Annotated in this window: 17 protein-coding genes; 2 read left to right on the top strand and 15 right to left on the bottom strand. The window is 72.2% G+C overall.

Annotation, left to right across the window (positions count from 1 at the left end; genetic code table 11):
• Positions 1-4: 4 nt before the first annotated feature.
• The 15 genes from ACZZY9_RS10175 to ACZZY9_RS10105 all read right to left on the bottom strand — a co-directional run bounded on the left by ACZZY9_RS10175 (position 5) and on the right by ACZZY9_RS10105 (position 13,835).
• Positions 5-1,444, bottom strand: coding sequence for a hypothetical protein (locus ACZZY9_RS10175; RefSeq protein ID WP_463464004.1), 1,440 nt, complete (start codon positions 1,442-1,444; stop codon positions 5-7).
• Complete coding sequence (locus tag ACZZY9_RS10170) at positions 1,441-2,109, bottom strand: ABC transporter ATP-binding protein (RefSeq protein WP_463464003.1); 669 nt, start codon at positions 2,107-2,109, stop codon at positions 1,441-1,443. Before ACZZY9_RS10170 ends, ACZZY9_RS10175 begins: the two co-directional genes overlap by 4 nt.
• A 241-nt stretch (positions 2,110-2,350) precedes the next feature.
• Complete coding sequence (gene csrA / locus ACZZY9_RS10165; protein WP_192061021.1) at positions 2,351-2,590, bottom strand: carbon storage regulator CsrA; 240 nt, start codon at positions 2,588-2,590, stop codon at positions 2,351-2,353.
• 36 nt (positions 2,591-2,626) lie between these two features.
• Positions 2,627-3,724 carry a hypothetical protein gene (locus ACZZY9_RS10160; protein ID WP_463464002.1) on the bottom strand — a complete coding sequence of 366 codons (1,098 nt, stop codon included), beginning with the start codon at positions 3,722-3,724 and terminating at the stop codon, positions 2,627-2,629.
• 1 nt (position 3,725) lies between these two features.
• On the bottom strand, positions 3,726-5,777 hold the full coding sequence (locus ACZZY9_RS10155; protein WP_463464001.1) for a flagellar biosynthesis protein FlhA: 2,052 nt from the start codon (positions 5,775-5,777) through the stop codon (positions 3,726-3,728).
• Positions 5,777-7,036: an EscU/YscU/HrcU family type III secretion system export apparatus switch protein gene (locus ACZZY9_RS10150; RefSeq protein WP_463464000.1), complete on the bottom strand. Its 1,260-nt coding sequence runs from the start codon at positions 7,034-7,036 to the stop codon at positions 5,777-5,779. Before ACZZY9_RS10150 ends, ACZZY9_RS10155 begins: the two co-directional genes overlap by 1 nt.
• A 2-nt stretch (positions 7,037-7,038) precedes the next feature.
• Positions 7,039-7,797 (bottom strand): flagellar biosynthetic protein FliR, encoded by a 759-nt coding sequence (locus ACZZY9_RS10145; protein ID WP_463463999.1) that lies wholly within the window; start codon positions 7,795-7,797, stop codon positions 7,039-7,041.
• Between the two features lie 8 nt (positions 7,798-7,805).
• Positions 7,806-8,081: a flagellar biosynthesis protein FliQ gene (gene fliQ, locus ACZZY9_RS10140; RefSeq protein ID WP_192061016.1), complete on the bottom strand. Its 276-nt coding sequence runs from the start codon at positions 8,079-8,081 to the stop codon at positions 7,806-7,808.
• Entirely contained in the window at positions 8,081-8,929 is an 849-nt protein-coding gene (fliP, locus tag ACZZY9_RS10135) for a flagellar type III secretion system pore protein FliP (RefSeq protein ID WP_463464665.1), read from the bottom strand. The genes fliQ and fliP overlap by 1 nt, the downstream gene beginning before the upstream one ends.
• Positions 8,930-9,252: 323 nt before the next feature.
• Entirely contained in the window at positions 9,253-9,900 is a 648-nt protein-coding gene (locus tag ACZZY9_RS10130) for a FliO/MopB family protein (protein WP_463463998.1), read from the bottom strand.
• 2 nt (positions 9,901-9,902) lie between these two features.
• Positions 9,903-10,634 (bottom strand): flagellar motor switch protein FliN, encoded by a 732-nt coding sequence (fliN, locus tag ACZZY9_RS10125; protein WP_192061014.1) that lies wholly within the window; start codon positions 10,632-10,634, stop codon positions 9,903-9,905.
• Positions 10,631-11,566 (bottom strand): flagellar motor switch protein FliM, encoded by a 936-nt coding sequence (locus ACZZY9_RS10120; protein WP_192061013.1) that lies wholly within the window; start codon positions 11,564-11,566, stop codon positions 10,631-10,633. Before ACZZY9_RS10120 ends, fliN begins: the two co-directional genes overlap by 4 nt.
• A gap of 46 nt (positions 11,567-11,612) precedes the next feature.
• Positions 11,613-12,653 carry an OmpA/MotB family protein gene (locus ACZZY9_RS10115; RefSeq protein WP_463463997.1) on the bottom strand — a complete coding sequence of 347 codons (1,041 nt, stop codon included), beginning with the start codon at positions 12,651-12,653 and terminating at the stop codon, positions 11,613-11,615.
• Positions 12,650-13,468 carry a motility protein A gene (locus ACZZY9_RS10110; RefSeq protein ID WP_463463996.1) on the bottom strand — a complete coding sequence of 273 codons (819 nt, stop codon included), beginning with the start codon at positions 13,466-13,468 and terminating at the stop codon, positions 12,650-12,652. The genes ACZZY9_RS10115 and ACZZY9_RS10110 overlap by 4 nt, the downstream gene beginning before the upstream one ends.
• Position 13,469: 1 nt before the next feature.
• A complete protein-coding gene (locus ACZZY9_RS10105; protein ID WP_463463995.1) occupies positions 13,470-13,835 on the bottom strand; it encodes a flagellar FlbD family protein in 366 nt (121 codons plus the stop codon).
• A gap of 310 nt (positions 13,836-14,145) precedes the next feature.
• Between ACZZY9_RS10105 and ACZZY9_RS10100 the strand changes: the two genes are divergently transcribed.
• Positions 14,146-14,763 carry a hypothetical protein gene (locus ACZZY9_RS10100; protein WP_463463994.1) on the top strand — a complete coding sequence of 206 codons (618 nt, stop codon included), beginning with the start codon at positions 14,146-14,148 and terminating at the stop codon, positions 14,761-14,763.
• A 161-nt stretch (positions 14,764-14,924) separates the two neighbouring features.
• The gene (locus ACZZY9_RS10095; RefSeq protein WP_463463993.1) at positions 14,925-15,779 is read left to right on the top strand and encodes a YitT family protein; all 855 of its coding nucleotides are present in this window, start codon (positions 14,925-14,927) and stop codon (positions 15,777-15,779) included.
• Positions 15,780-15,788 lie beyond the last annotated feature (9 nt).

The raw sequence follows: 15,788 nt of genomic DNA, 5'->3' as shown, positions 1-15,788 counted from the left end.
GCGATCACAGGAGGAGCCGCCCCCCGGCCCTCCCTCCCCGCCCCAGGGCGTCGGGGAGTCGCCGGATCGACACCGAGACGTCGACGACGAGGCAGACCAGGACAGCCGCCGCCGCGGGGCGGAGGTCGGGCGCGGAGACGACGACCGTCGACCCGGTCACCTCGGCGAGACCGAGGGCGGCACCGAGAGCCAGCAGGGCCAGCGCCACAGGGGGCACCCCGGCGGCGCAGGTCTGCAGAGACGCCTGAGCCAGAGGCACGAGTCGCGCGGAACGCCGCGACAGACCCATCCCTGCGAGCGCGATCCAGTCGCTCGAGTCCTGTCTGGACGCGACGAGCATCGCCGCGACACCCCCGCTAAGAGCGATCACTACCGCAGGGCCGAGGCTCCAGGCGACTTCGAGCCACTGCTCCGCGACGGTGGTCTGCAGTTCGAAGCCGGTCATGGCGGCGAGGTCGAAGGTGGCCTGGGTCAGAGCCACCAGCCCGACCAGGATGACGGTGGCGGAGGCGGACGCGGACGTGACGGCGACTCGTTCGACTGCGATGCGGCGGGCGAGATACCAGACCACGCCTCGCAGGGGGGCGAGGGCCGCGGCAGCCCGGACCAATGCCACTCCGACGACCGGAGCGAGCATCGCGAGGGTCACGACCACGGCCAGCGTCGAGGCCACCATGAACGCCATCGCCCACGACCCCTCGGACATCTCGACCAGCCTCTCGACGCCCCGCAGCTCCTCTGGCGAGAGGGCCGGGCTCAGCGCTCGGACGAGCCGTGGGAGCGCCGGAGACAGGAGGGCGAGGGCCACCACGGGACCGATCACCGAGACCAGGACGACGAGCGACGCGGCCACGCGGAATGCCGAGGACGGGAACGCGCGACGACTCGTCTCGCGGAGCGCCGCGGCCGGCAGCCTCCGTCGCGAGGGGATGGCCGCGGCGAAGGCGGAGAGGCAGAACATCGACATGACCGCCAGAGACGCCATCGCGACCGTGGTGGCTGATTGACCGACGGTCTGGGCGGCCCTGTCGAGCAGTCGCACGGAGGTGTCGAGTCCCGATGAGACGACGATCGGGATCATGAGCACTCCGGCGATGAGGGCCCCGCCGGCGGCGAGCAGAACCGAACGCAGCGCACAGGCGACGGTCACGGCTGCGGGGTCGGCACCGAGACTGATCAGGGCCAGCAGGACCGGACGCCGAGCGTCGTGGACGGCCCGGACGGTGGCGCTGACGACCGCAGCAGCCGTGACGACCGCGAAGGTGAGCGCCGTCGCAGTCGCGTCCGCCGACTCGTCGGCGGCAGACGGCACGCTGGCGACTGCCGCCAGGTGCGCGGAGACGATGAGGGCGAGAGCGAGGACGGACGCGCACGAGACCATGACCTCCGCCCAGAGGGCCGCTCGCGAGGACGAGGCTCGATGGACGAGCCCGACCAGCCTCACCTGCGGTCGCTCCTGATCATCCCGCGCTCGAGCAGCACCCGACGATGGGCCCTGGCCGCCGCGTCGGCGTCGTGCGTCACCATGACGACCGTGCACCCCCGCTCGGCCTGATGCCGGAGCAGATCGACGACGATGCCGGCGCCGTGTCGGTCGAGCGCCTCCGTCGGCTCGTCGGCGAGGATCAGCGGCACCCGGGAGGCGAGACATCGCGCGACGGCGACCCGCTGACGCTCTCCACCGGAGAGCTGAGCCGGACGAGCCTCGGCCCGGTCGGCCAGACCCACCGCATGGAGCGCTTCGAGCACCTGCGTGTCGGGAAGCGGTCGACCCCGGATGCGCGCAGGGAGGCCGACGTTCTCGGCGACGGATAGAGCCGAGAGGACGTTGTCGCGCTGCAGGACGAGGCCGACGCCATGGGAACGCAGGGCGGCCAGACGACGAGGTGAGAGCGACCGGAGATCGCCTCCGTCGAGGGCGACGAGGCCCCGGGACGGCCGATCGAGACCGGCGAGGCAGGCCAGCAGGGTCGTCTTGCCGGCGCCCGATGCCCCCTCGAGGGCGACGAACTCCCCGGGCAGGACGGTCAGGTCGATCCCGGCGAGGATCGGCGGTCGTCGCCGGTCGGGATGCGTCACGACGACATCTCGTAGATCGATGCGGGTCATGCGAGACCTCGAGCCGAGCTGGTCACGATGCCTGGCTCGAGCCCCGGCCCGATCGGCGCGCTCTCGTCTCGAACCGGATCTCGGGGCCTGACGTCGTCTTCGACCATGAGTCACCTCTCGCCATCTGCCGACACCCGGTTAACATTACAGGCGTGAGGCATTTCAGCGCCAGGCGACCAGATCGTCGCGGAGCGTGTTCGGGGCGCGGTAGCCGCGATCACAGGAGGAGGAGCGGCGCGGGTCAGCGGGGGGCGGGGCCGCCGAGGGCGGCTCGGAGGCGGGCCTCGGCGTCGGCGGGGGCCGCGGCGGCCTCGGCGTTGGCCTCGGCGACGGCCTTGACGACCTCCTCGCGCTGGATCTTCACCCCGCGAGGGGCGTCGATGCCGATGCGCACGCCGTCGCCGCGCGAGTCGAGCACGGTGATGACGATGTCGTCACCGATGAGGATCCGCTCCCCGACCTTGCGCGTCAACACCAGCATCCGACCACCTTACCCAGGCTGACGCGAACGATCGGTCTAGAGGGACTCGCGCCACCCGACGGGCACGCCCAGCAGGTGCACCGTGCCCGGCGTGGCGGTGTCGGCCTCGCCCACGACCGCGGCGGCGGCGACATCGGAGACGACCCGCACCTCCTCGACCCAGCGGGCCGTGTCGTCGTGCTTGCGGCCGACGTCGACCGCGACCCACACCTGGTCGGCGGACATCGAGCGCAGGGCCTCCGCCGCCGACCCGTCCCACGCGAGGGCGGTGACCACGGCCGTGCCGCCGTTGACCCCCTCGGCCCGGGCCAGGATGGCGCTCCGCCGGTCGTCGACGTCGACCGACCGCAAGCCGAACGACGACGCCATCTGCGCCGCCACCCGGAACGCGTCTCCGGGGCGCCCCACGACGACCACGAGGTCTCCGGCACCGGTCAGGACGGCAGGAGGCGCGGGCACGTCGACCTCGGACCTCGCGACGAGCGCGGGGGACGAGGAGGCGGCGGCCGCGGCGAGGAACTCCGCGGCGTTCGTCAGGGGGCCGGGCCGCGCCTCCTCGGCGGGGACGACCGGCCCGCGCGGTGCCGGGGCGATGCCGTTGAAGGTGAGGTCGTCCATGATCTCGGCGAACGCGTCGCTGCGGGTCGCCGGCTGCACCCCGGGGTTGGCGTCGCGAGGTGCCGCGGCGGACGCGGCCGTCGCGGCGGACGCGGCGGCGGCACGGGCGGCACGTCGCGGGCTGTCGCCCGGCACCCGCGCGCCCGACATCACCTGGTCGAACGGATCGGCCCCCGGTGCCGGGGAGGGCGCGGACCCGAGCGCGGCGGACGCGGCCGGTGCAGCGGGCACGGCGGGCGAGAACCCGTCGGCGGCGTCGGCGTCGGCCAGCAGCGTCGCGATGCCGGCCCGGGACGCCGGCGGGGTGATGGTGACGCGGGCCGACGGCTGGTCGGCCGACGGGTCGGGCACGTCGACGGTCGCCTCGTAGTGCTTGCGCGCGAAGAGCCCGCCCACTCCCCCGACGGTCACCCGCTGGGCCGCGACGATCCGCGCGCCCGGGCCGTGGGCCTCGCGCACGCGCCGACGCAGCTCGTCGAGGGACTCGCCCGTCATCACCACTCTCGTCGGAGCCATCTCAGGCCACGATCGCATCGCTGGCGCGCACGACGCCCACGGTCTCGATGGTCGACCCGGCCGCCGTCGCCTCCTGGTACGACAGCACCGGCAGGCCGTTCTGCTGCGCCGAGACGAGTCGGTGGATCGCGGGGCGGAGGGCGGGTGCGCAGACCAGCACCGCGCTCAGACCCTGCGACTCGACCGCCGCCACGGAGTCGCGGAGCGAGCCGAGCACCTGCTCGACCCGGTGCCCGTCGAGCAGGATCTGCGTGCCCTGGTCGGACGGCCGCAGCCCCTCGAGCATCGACTGCTCGAGCCCCGGGTCGATCATGATCACGCGCAGCACGGACCCGTCGAGGTGACGGGCCGCCAGGGCGGGCCCCAGGGAGGCGCGGGCCGCCTCGACGAGCCCCTCGGGGTCGGTCGACACCTTCGCCCGCAGCGTCAGCCCCTCGCAGATCCGCCCGAGGTCGTTGATCGGCACCCGCTCGGCCAGGAGCCCCTGCAGCACGCGCTGCAGCTCGGCCAGCGAGAGCATGCCGGGCACGAGGTCGTCGATCGCCGACGGGTTGATCTGCTTGACGCCCTCGGTGAGCACCCGCACGTCCTCGCGGCTGAGCAGCCGCGCCGCCTCGTCCGCGATGATCGACGACAGATGCGTGACCAGCACCGACACCCGGTCGATGACGGTCGCGCCGGTCATCTCGGCGCTGTGCCGCATCTCGGCGGGCACCCACTTGCCGGCCAGACCGAAGACCGGCTCGATGGTCGCCGTGCCGGGCAGGGCGTCGAGGTGCTCGCCGAGGGCCAGCACCGACCGCGCGGGCGCCTGACCGCGGCCGGCCTCGACCCCGGCGATCCGGATCGAGTAGGTCGACGGCGGCAGGTCGACGCTGTCGCGCGTGCGGACCGGGGGCACCACGATGCCCAGGTCGACGGCGATCTTGCGACGCAGCGCCTTGACGCGGCCGAGGAGGTCGTCGGACGAGCCGCCGACCATGTCGACGAGGTCGGGTGCCAGGAGGATCTCGAGCGCGTGCACCCGCATCTGCTCGAGGAGGTCGTCGGTGGTGTCGGTGGGGGCGACGACGGCGGCCTGCCGGCTCTCGAGAGCCGCGCGCGCCTCCTCGGCCTTCGACTTCGCCGCCAGCCGCTGGGCGACGATCAGCAGCGTCGCGCCGACGACCAGGAACGGCACGATCGGCATGCCCGGGATGAACCCCATGCCGATCGCGGCGACGCCGGCCACCGCGATCGCGATGCGCGACTGCCCGAGCTGGGTCGCGGCCTGCGAGCCCATGTCGCTGTCGGCGCCCGAGCGCGTGACGATCATGCCGGTCGAGACGGCCATCAGCAGCGCCGGGATCTGCGTCACGAGACCGTCGCCGATCGTCAGCAGACCGTAGTGGTTGAGGGCTTCGCCGATCTCCATCCCGTTCTGCAGGGCGCCGATCGCGACCCCGCCGACCAGGTTGATGATGATGATGATGATGCCGGCGATCGCGTCGCCCTTGACGAACTTCGACGCGCCGTCCATCGCACCGTAGAAGTCGGCCTCGGCGCTGACGTCGGCCCGGCGCTGCTTCGCGACCTCGTCGGTGATCAGACCCGCGTTCAGATCGGCGTCGATGGCCATCTGCTTGCCGGGCATCGCGTCGAGGGTGAAGCGCGCCCCGACCTCGGCCACGCGCTCGGCGCCCTTCGTCACCACGACGAACTGGATGACCACCAGGATGAGGAAGATCACCGAGCCGATGATGATCGACCCGCTGACCGCCACGTGCCCGAACGCCGCGATGACGTCGCCCGCGTAGCCTTCGCCGAGCACGAGCCGCGTCGACGCCACGTTGAGACCGAGCCGGAACAGCGTCGCCACGAGCAGCAGCGACGGGAACACCGAGAAGTCGAGCGGCTTCTTGACGAACAGCGTCGTCAGCAGGATCACCAGCGCCAGCAGGATGTTGAGGATGATCAGCACGTCGAGCATCGGGGCCGGCACCGGCACCACGAGCAGCAGCACGATGCCGACGATGCCGACCGGGACGGCGAGCTTGGGGAGGGTCTTGATCATCAGGCGGTTCCTCCGGAGGCGGACGGACGGGGAGCAGGGCGGGAGGGGCGGACGGCGGCGGAACCCGGAGGCGCGGGTGGGGCGGCCGCGTCGCGAGCGATCCGCAGACGCTGCGGCACCGCCTCGGCCGCGAGCGACCCGGGCGTCAGCACGGCGGCGACCTCGTCGGGGGTGGTCGGACGCGGGTTCGCGTGGGTGCCCGCGACGGCCGACGCGCCCCGCGCCCGGAGGGCCATGACGAAGGTCAGCACCCGCGCGACCGGCGTGTAGAGGTCGACGGGGATCTCGTCGCCCAGACCGCAGTTCGCGTGCAGGGCGCGGGTCAGCGGGACGTCCTCGACGAGCGGGACCCCGTCGGCGGCCGCCTGCTCGCGGATGCGGGCCGCGACGGCGCCGGCGCCCTTCGCGACGACCCGCGGAGCGGAACGACCCGGCTCGTAGCGGACGGCCACCGCGTAGTCGGTCGGGTTGACCATCACGACGTCCGCGTCGGCGATCGAGGCCATCATGCGGTTGCGACTCATGGCGAGCTGCCGCGAACGGCGCTGCGACTTGACCAGCGGATCGCCGTCGGTGCTCTTGTTCTCGTCGCGCACCTCCTTCTTGGTCATGCGGGTCTTCTTGCGGTTGCGGCGCATGACGACGAAGACGTCGGCGGCGGCGAGCACCAGACCGGCGACGACCGCGGCCTGGAGGAGGATCGCCGTGCCGGACGTCGCCTCGTCGAGCAGGGCCGAGACGCTCAGGCCGCCGCCGTTCATCAGCACCGGCATCAGCCCCTGGATGGCCATCCACAGCACGAGACCGACCACGGCCGTCTTGATCAGGGCCTTCGCGCCGTTCCAGAGGGCCTGACCGCCGAACGTCGTCTTCAGCCCGTTGATCAGGTTGAACTGCTCGTAGTTGCCCGTCATCCGCTTGATGTGGACTCCGCCCTGCACGATCGCGGTGAGCAGCACGACGATGCCGACGACGGCGAGCATCGGGCCGATCGTCGCGGCCATCGAGCCCACGCCCTCGCCCAGCAGCGTGACCACGGTCTGCGCGTCGGGATGCCGGATGGCCTGACCGATCGAGAACAGCTGATCGGTGCCGGCCTCGGCGCCCCGCTCGATGGTGGTCGGGATCATGACGGCGGCAGCGCCCACCCCGAGCCAGGCGCTGAGGTCCTGCGACCTCGACAGCTGACCCTTGGAGTGGACCTCCTTCATCCGCTTCTGCGTGGCGTCCTCTGAGCGCTCGCCGGAGTCGTCGGCCATGGCTACCTCACCCCCGTGAGCAGGTCGGCGGCGTCGCCCGAGAGGTTCTGCACCACGCTCGGCAGCGCCAGGAAGACCCCGCCGGCGAGCATGACCGTCATCAGGATCTTGAGCGGGAAGCCCATCGCGTAGGCGTTCAGAGCCGGCGCGACCCGGCTGAGCAGACCCAGCCCGACGTCGGCGAGGAACAGCACGACGCAGAGCGGCCCGGCGATCTGCAGCGTCGCGAGGAACATCTGCGTGACCCCGTCGGTCATCAGCGACACCGGATCGGCCAGGTCGATGCCGAGCCCCAGCGGCACCGCGTCGAACGACCGGGTGAGACCGCCGATGATCAGCTGGTAGCCGCCGCTCGCGAACATCAGCGCGAGGGCCGTCATCTGGAACAGCCGCGTGAACTGCGCGCCGTTGATCATCGACTGCGGGTCGAACGCCTGCGCCAGGGTGAACCCGCCGAACAGGTCGATCAGGCTGCCGGCCGCCTGAACGGCCGAGAAGACCAGGAGGACGAGGAACCCCAGCACGGCGCCGACGACGACCTCGAGCACCAGGGCGAGCACGAACGGCCCCGTCGCCAGCGACTCGTAGCCGGGCGAGACCCGCGGGGCCACGGCGAGCGCGAGCCCCAGCGCCAGCATCGCCTTCACCCGGCCGGGGAACGCCCGGTACGAGAACGGCGGCGCGACGACGATGAACGCGGTCATCCGCACGGCGGCGAGCAAGGTCGCTTCGAGACCGCTGAGGTCGAGGTCGAGATCCATGGTCGGGGTCAGCCGCCCGTGAGCAGCTGCGGGATGCGGTCGAACACCACGTGCGTGAAGGTGACCATCTCGGCGATCATCCAGTGCCCGCAGACGATCAGGGCGATGCCGACGGCGACGGCCTTCGGCACGAACGAGAGCGTGACCTCCTGGATCTGCGTGATCGACTGCAGCAGCGAGATCGCGAACCCCACGACCAGCGAGGTGATGAGCACCGGCGCGGCGAGCTTCGCGGTGATGACGAGGGCCTGCATCGAGATGTCGAGGACGGCGTTGGAGTCCATCAGGCGGTCACCTGATAGCTCTCGATGAGACTCGTGATGATGAGCCCCCACCCGTCGACCAGCACGAACAGCAGGATCTTGAACGGCAGCGAGATCATCACCGGCGGGAGCATCATCATGCCCATCGACATGAGCGCGGCGCTGACGACGAGGTCGATGACGAGGAACGGGATGAAGATGACGAACCCGATGATGAACGCGGCGCGCAGCTCGCTGATCATGAACGACGGGATGAGCGTCAGCATCGGCACGTCGGCCTGGCTGTCTGGGTTCGGCTGGTCGGCCGAGCGGGTCATCAGCGCGAGGTCCTCCTGGCGGGTGTGCGCGAGCATGAACTCGCGGAGGGGCGCGCTGCCGGCGTCGATCGCCGCCTGGAAGTCGATGCTGCCGTCGAGGTAGGGCTGCACCGCGTCGGCGTTGATGTGCTCGAGGATCGGAGCCATGATGAAGAGGCTGAGGAACAGGGCGAGCCCGGCCAGCACCTGATTCGGCGGGATCGACGGCAGCGCGAGGGCGTTCCGGGTCATCGCGAGCACCACGAAGATCTTCGTGAACGACGTCATCATCAGCAGCAGGGCCGGCGCGACGCTCAGCAGCGTGATGCCGAGCAGCGTCACGACCGCCGTGCTGGGAGCGCCGTCGGGGCCGTTGATGTCGATGTTCAGACCGCCGGTGCCCGTGCCGTCGGATTCGGTCTGGTCGCCGTCGGTGAAGTCGGTCGGGGCGGTGCCGCCGGTGCCGGGGGTGGTGCCGTCGGTGGTGCCGGTGCCGCCGGTGCCGGGCTCGACGGGGGCGGTGGGCGCGGTGGGCTCGACCGGGGCGGCGAGCGCCTGCTGACCGATCAGCATGATCAGGCCCGAGGCGACGATCATCGCGAGCAGCGCGACGACGACGGCGCGGGCGAGACGGGTGTCGGCGAATCGCAGCGGGGCTGTGCCGACGGGCGCGGCGCCGAGGGCGTGCCGCGCGAGGGCTCGGCGGTCGGCGAGCGGCACGGTGCGGACGAGCGAGTGACGACCGGCGGAGGTGCGGTCGATCGTGGTGCGGCCGGTCTGGGCGCGCGGGGCCGGGGCTCGACCGCGCAGGCCGTCGCGCAGGGTGGGCCCGGCGAGGCGGGCGACGGCGGTGGCGAAGGAGGCGCGGGTCGTCCGGGCGGACGGGGCGCGGAGGGTCATCCGGCTCGTCCGCTGCGGAGGGCCGAGGCCGCCTGCCGCCAGGTGTCGGGGGCGAGGATCGAGCCGTCGAGGGCTTTCGCGGCGCGACCGGTGCGGCGCTCGGCGAGGTCGCGCGGGGCGCGCTCGCGGACGGCCGCGGCGCGGCGCGCGGCGCCGCGCGGCCGCAGCATCGGCTCGCCGTTCGCGCTCGCCGCGGCGGCAGGCGCGATCGAGGTGACGCGTCGGGGGGCCTCGGGCGCGGGGACCACCCCGGATGCGTCACCTCGATGGGCGGAGAGCACCGCGGCGAAGCTCGGGGCCGGTGCCTGGGCCGGAGTCGCAGCCCGAGCCGGTGCCGCAGCCGGTGCCGGAGCCGAAGCAGGGGCCGGGACGAGCTCGAGCGCGACCGGCTCGACCGGACGGTCGGCGGCGGCCAGCACCGTGATCGACGCGTCGGTGACCCCGAGCACGAGTCGCTCGCCCTCGACGTCGACCACGACGACGCTGGCCTTCGCGCCGATCCCCTGGCGCGCCACGACCGTCACCTGCGCGGCCTGACGACCGGCGCGACCGCCCTTGACGATGCGCTTCTGCAGCACGTAGAGCAGTGCGAGCACGACGCCGAGCGAGAGGACGACGCGGAGACCGACGAAGAGCGTGTCCACGATCAGATCGCGCCGTCGGCGACGTCGAGGATGGTCGTGATGCGGACCGCGTAGTCCTGGTCGACGACGACGACCTCGCCGTGCGCGATCAGGCGCCCGTTCAGCAGCACGTCGGCGGGGGCCCCGGCCGAACGGTCGAGCTCGACGACGGCGCCGGGCTCGAGTCCGAGCACGTCGCGGACGGACATCCGCGTGCGACCGATCTCGACGGTGAGGGCCATCTCGACGTTGTTGATGCGACCGAGGTTGCCGGCCATCGACGAGAACAGCGGGGCGGCGTGATCGACGGGCGCCGCGCCTCCTACCGTCCCGTTCTCGCGGAGGCGGATCGCGAACCAGCCGGCGGGCGCTCCCGCGGCGGTCAGATCGAAGACGACCGTGTCGGGATCGGCGAGCAGCGTGTCGGCGGGCTCGCGACGGCTCTCGCCGAGCACTCCCACGCCGAGCACCGACGTCGCGGCCTCGAGCGCCGGTCGCAGCACGTCGGTCACCGAGACCAGCGGGCTGTCGGTGCCGGCGGCGGCGCCGAGGCGGTCCATGTCGACGAGCACCAGCGCCGTGTCGGCCGAGACCCCGCCGACGAACGACGTGACGACGACCGGGGAGGCGGCGGTCCGGTTCTGCGCGGACTGCCCGGCGTCGAGGAGGACGGCCCGCAACGGCGTGGGCGTCGGCAGCTTCGCGACCAGGGCCTCGGCCGCCGCGGTGTGCAGGGTGATGGTCGTGGCGGTCATGAGGTTCCTTCTTCGGTGCCGGTCAGAGAGGTGGAGACGACGATGCCGGCGAGACGGGAGCCGTTCGACGCGACCGCGGCGCGACCCACGGGCTGACCGTCGACGCGGATCTCGAGCGGACGCGACTGCGGGTGCGGCAGAGGCAGCACGTCGCCGACGGACAACCCGAGCACCACGCTCGGCAGCACGGCGGCCGGGGCGAACTGCAGGGAGACGCCGACCGGCACCGAGGCCAGCTGCGCACCGAGCAGACGCCGGGCGTCGGCCGGGTCGACCGTCGGCGTCGCGTCGCCCAGCTGGGGCAGCAGCACGTCGGCCGGCAGGGCGACGGTCGCGAGCGACGAGCGCTCGCCGACCTGGATGGTGAAGACCGCGACGATCATCAGGTCGGACTTCTGCGCCGCCTGGGCGAACTGCGAGTTGTACTGGAAGCCGCCGACGCCGATCTGATCGACGAGCAGCCCGCCGAACGAGTAGCGCAGATCGTCGAGGGCGTCCTCGATGAGACGCCGGACGAGCGCCTGCTCGATCGGCGTGAAGGCGCGCTCGGGGGTCACCGGGGGCTTCGCCGCACCCAGCATGTGACCGACCCAGGCCAGCGCGGCCGACGCCGAGAACTGGACGACGGCCTTCGCCGCGACCCCCTCGAGGGGGCAGAGCACCATCGCCGTGGTCGCCGGCAACGACGCGGCGTAGTCGTCGTACGTGAGCATCTGGACGCTCTCGGAGGTGACCTGCGACAGCACGCGCACCTTCGCGGTGAGCTGCGTGCCCCACTGACGCGCGAACGTCTCGAACGCCAGCTCGAGCACCCGGGAGTGCTCGCGCGCCAGCGTCGTCGGGCGGCGGAAGTCGTAGACCTCGACGGTCCTCTGCGGGCGCGCCGACGGGCCGGCGGTCGCGGCCGGTGCGGGAGCGTCGAGGAGGGTCACGGACGGACCTATCGACCCGCGCCTCCCGGGCGTTAGAGAACGGTGATCAGTGCCCCCCGGACTGGGCCCCCTCGGAGTCGTGGTCGGCGGCGGCCTCGTCGGGGGCCTCGTCGGCGGCGGGCGCCTCGGCGTCGACCGGCTCCGGCGCCTCGGCCGTGGTGGCGGCCACCTCGGCGGCGGCGTCGTTCCGGCCCGCGGTCACCGCGCCTCCGGCCCCCTCGGCGGCCCTCTGCAGCTCGGGCAGCAGGGCGCTGACGTCGTCGGACTGGTTCGACAGGACGACGATGTCGACCCGGCGGTTCGCCGCGAGATCGGCCGGAGACCCCCCGGCGGCCAGCGGACGCGACGAGCCGAACCCGACGGCCTGGATGTGCTCGACCGGCATGCCGCCCCGCTCGACCAGATCGCGCAGCACCTGCGTCGCCCGCGCCGACGAGAGCTCCCAGTTCGTCGCGAACGGCGCCGTCGAGCTGCGCTGATCGGCGTGACCCTCGACCGACACGTCGTGCGCCGAGGTGCTGAGCACCGGCGCGATCGCGTCCATGACCCTCGTCGCCTCGGCGCTCAGGTCGGCGCTGTTCGTGCCGAAGAACGTCTCGGAGCCGACCAGCCGCACCGTCAGCCCCCGGGCGTCCGTCGCGAACTGCACGTCGGCGCTGAGGCCCGACCCGTCGAGATTCGCCTCGATGGCCGCCTTGATCGCCGTCAGATCGTCGAGCTCGCTCTTCGCCAGAGCCTCGGAGGTCTCGGTGCCCTCGCCCGTCTCGGCCTCGCCCGACGCGGCGGCCTCGGCCATGTCGGTCTCGTCGCCCGCCGAGTACCCCTCGCCCTCGGGGGTCACCTGGTCGACCGGCACGACGGTGCCCGACGCCGAGTCGATCGCGCCGAGCTCGGTCTGCCCGAAGCCGGTCGCGAGCGAGTTGCGGAGCGCGACGTACTTGTCCTGGTCGACCGTCGACATCGCGTACAGCACGATGAACATGCACATGAGCACCGTGATCATGTCCATGTACGAGGCCATCCAGCGCTCGTCGGGGTGCTCGTCCTCATGGACCTTCTTCTTGCGAGCGCCGCGCGACCCGCTCATACCGAGACCCCCCGGTCGCCGGCGTCGACCCGGCCCGTGGCCTTCGCGCCCTTCGCGCCCTGCTCGAGGGCATGCGACGGGACCATCGCCTTGAGGCGTTCGCCGAGGAGGCGCGGCTGGCTTCCCGCCTGCACCGCCAGCACCCCCTCGAGCAGCAGCGTCATGCGGGCCTCGTCGAGGTCGGCCAGCTTCTTGAGACGGGCGCCGATGGGCAGCCAGAGGAAGTTGGCGGTGAGCAGGCCCCAGAGCGTCGCGACGAACGCGGCGGCGATCATGTGGCCGAGCTCGTCGGGCTGGGCGAGGTTCTCGAGCACGTGCGTGAGGCTGACGACCGTGCCGACGATGCCCACGGTCGGCGCGTACCCGCCGAGGCTCATGAAGAACTTCGACGCCGTGCGGTCGGCCGCGAGACGCGACTCCATCTCGTCCTCCAGCAGGATCCGCAGCTCCTCGCCGTCGGTGCCGTCGGCGATGTTCTGCAGCGCGCCCTTCATGAAGGGGTCGTCCATCTTCTCGGCCTCGGCCTCGAGCGACAGCAGCCCCTCGCTGCGCGCCTTCTCGGCGAGACCCACGATGCCGTCGATCACCGACTGCGGCGGGATCACCTTGCCGGTGAAGGCGCGGGGGATCTTCGTGAAGCTGAGGATCGCGTCACGGATCGTGGTGCCGGCGATGCCGACGCCGATCGTCGCCCCGAACACGAGGATGATCGGCGCGGGCAGCAGCAGACCCATGAGGTTGACGCCCTCGAGCTGGATCATGCCGAACAGCGCACCGAACGCGAGGACGATGCCGATTATGGTCGCGGGATCCACGTCAGCGCCCCGCGGGGGTGGTGGCCGGGGCGTCCGTGGTCGGTTCGTCTGCGGGGGCCGGGCGGAGGTCGCTGAGTCGACCCGCGCCTCCTGAGCCTCGGACGAGCCCGAGCTGCGGACCGGTGCCGCTGCGCGTACCGAGCGGCTGCACGGACGGCGACGTCGCGTGCGGCTCGTCGTAGGCGATCGCGACGATGCGGGCCCGGTAGCGGGCGATCATCTCGATGACCTCGGACATCGGCTCGGTCACGATGTACTTCGCCCCGTCGACCATGATCAGCGTGGTGTCGGGCGTCTCGTGGATGCGCTCGATGAGGTCTGGATTGACAGCGAATCTGCTGTCGTTGAGTCGCGTGACGACGATCATCGGCCCGTCCTAGGTCTGTGTTCTCCCGCCTCCATCCGTGGGGCGGGGTGGCCTCCCGTCCTGGGTGGCTACGGGTCACTATCGGCCGGGGGTCGGTGGCCGTTAGGTGCGGGGTGGTGGCGGCATCGAGGTGACGCGTTCGGGGCCTTCGCGGGGCGCGGGGCCCCCGGATGAGTCGTCTCGATGCGGTGGCCGAGGAGGCGCGGGGGCTTTCCACAGGGAGGGTTGCGGATATCGGTCGATAGGCTGACGTTCGCTATCGTTACGGCTGGCCACGCGGCGACAGCGCCGCCCGACGAAAGCGACGCCCTTGGAATCCCTCCGCCCCTCCCCCTCGCCAGCATCCCGCCTCACCCTCGACTCGGAGCCCGTCGTCCACCGACCCGCATGGTCGTCGTTCGGGCGCCGGGCGAAGAGGGCGTTGATCCCGCTCGCCCTCCTCCTCGTGCTCGTCACGGCTCGCGTGGGGCCCAGCACGCTGATCGTGCTCGCCGTCGGCGTCGCGATCGTCGCCCCCACCCTCATCGTCTTCGTCCACACCGCCACGGTGACCGTCACGGCCGACCGCCTGACCTACCGCCGACTCGGGCGCGAGAGCACCGTGCTGCTCGACGGAACGCAGCGCGGCATCCACTGCCGCCTGAAGCAGGGCCTCGAAGAGCTCGAGTACGTCGGCGTGCGCGGCTCGTCCGGCAGCCTGGTCGGCCTGACCGAGGCGTACTTCGCACCCGAGGCGCTGGCCGACGTGGCGCGACGGGTCGGTGCGGACCCGACTCCGCTGCAGCAGACCCTGACGGGGCCTCAGGCCGAAGCGGAGAGGCCGGGCACCCTGACGTTCACGCTCCGCCGGCCGGGTGTCACGGGACTCCTCGTGGTCGTCGCGACGACGATCGTGGTGGTGCCCCTCGTGCTGGCGACCGCCGCGTGAGCGCCGCCGCCCCCGGCGCCGCCGGGCGGGCCGGCGCGGGATCGAAGTGACTCGTTCGGGGCCTTCGCGGGGTGGGAGGGCCCCGGACGGGTCACTTCGATGCGCGGGGCGGGAGGGGGCGGCGACACGAGCGCGTAACACCGGGCTGGCAGGATGCTCCGGTGACCGATACCCCCGCGAACGACGGCACGCGCGACGCCACCCCTGTCGCCCGGCCCTCCTCCCCCACCACCGCCTCCCCCACGACCGGCTCGACCGGCTCGACCGACACGGCTGCCACGAACGGCCCGAACGGCCCGAACGGCTCGCCCGTCTACTCGACGCCCGACTCGAACGGGCTGGACGCCGCGCTGTCGCCCGACACGGCGACCCCGCTGGTCGACGACCCGGCCCTGACCGAGACCATCGCGACCGTCGACGCCAACCGGCACACCCTCGTCGAGAACGTGATGGGCGTCGTGACCGGGGTGTTCCTGGCCTCGTTCGGGCTGTATCTGCTCAAGGAGAGCGGGTCGGTCTCCGGCGGCACCGCCGGGCTGGCGCTGCTGCTCAGCTACGCCACCCACATCTCGTTCGGCGTGCTGTTCTTCGCCGTCAACATCCCGTTCTTCGCCCTCGCCCTGTGGAAGAAGGGCCTCGCCTTCACCCTCCGCACGACCCTGACCGTCGCCCTCGTCTCGGCGTTCTCGTACCTGCACCCCCTCGCCTTCCGGATCGACAGCCTGAACCCGGTCTACGGCACCCTCGGCGGCAACCTGATCGTCGGCGTCGGCCTGCTCATCCTCTTCCGCCACGGCGCGAGCCTCGGCGGCATCAACATCCTCGCCCTCGTGCTGCAGGAGCGACTCGGCTGGCGGGCCGGGTACGTCCAGATGGCCGTCGACGTCGTCATCGTCGCCCTGTCGCTGATCGTCGCGTCGCCCTGGGTCGTGCTGCTCTCGGCTCTCGGCGCGGTCGTGCTGAACCTCGTGCTCGCCCTCAACCACAAGCAGGGGCGGTACCTGGGCCGCACGTGAGCCGCCGAG

This window comes from Frigoribacterium sp. AC394 (assembly GCF_979258095.1).
This window is presented reverse-complemented; position numbering and strand designations above follow the sequence as displayed.

What these genes read in the sequence shown, in the direction of transcription:
- ACZZY9_RS10170 (WP_463464003.1), bottom strand. Translation starts at nt 2,109, where the DNA reads ATGACCCGCATCGATCTACGAGATGTCGTCGTGACGCATCCCGACCGG.
- csrA (WP_192061021.1), bottom strand. Translation starts at nt 2,590, where the DNA reads ATGCTGGTGTTGACGCGCAAGGTCGGGGAGCGGATCCTCATCGGTGAC.
- ACZZY9_RS10160 (WP_463464002.1), bottom strand. Translation starts at nt 3,724, where the DNA reads ATGGCTCCGACGAGAGTGGTGATGACGGGCGAGTCCCTCGACGAGCTG.
- ACZZY9_RS10155 (WP_463464001.1), bottom strand. Translation starts at nt 5,777, where the DNA reads ATGATCAAGACCCTCCCCAAGCTCGCCGTCCCGGTCGGCATCGTCGGC.
- ACZZY9_RS10150 (WP_463464000.1), bottom strand. Translation starts at nt 7,036, where the DNA reads ATGGCCGACGACTCCGGCGAGCGCTCAGAGGACGCCACGCAGAAGCGG.
- ACZZY9_RS10145 (WP_463463999.1), bottom strand. Translation starts at nt 7,797, where the DNA reads ATGGATCTCGACCTCGACCTCAGCGGTCTCGAAGCGACCTTGCTCGCC.
- fliQ (WP_192061016.1), bottom strand. Translation starts at nt 8,081, where the DNA reads ATGGACTCCAACGCCGTCCTCGACATCTCGATGCAGGCCCTCGTCATC.
- fliP (WP_463464665.1), bottom strand. Translation starts at nt 8,929, where the DNA reads ATGCTGATCGGTCAGCAGGCGCTCGCCGCCCCGGTCGAGCCCACCGCG.
- fliN (WP_192061014.1), bottom strand. Translation starts at nt 10,634, where the DNA reads ATGACCGCCACGACCATCACCCTGCACACCGCGGCGGCCGAGGCCCTG.
- ACZZY9_RS10115 (WP_463463997.1), bottom strand. Translation starts at nt 12,653, where the DNA reads ATGAGCGGGTCGCGCGGCGCTCGCAAGAAGAAGGTCCATGAGGACGAG.
- ACZZY9_RS10105 (WP_463463995.1), bottom strand. Translation starts at nt 13,835, where the DNA reads ATGATCGTCGTCACGCGACTCAACGACAGCAGATTCGCTGTCAATCCA.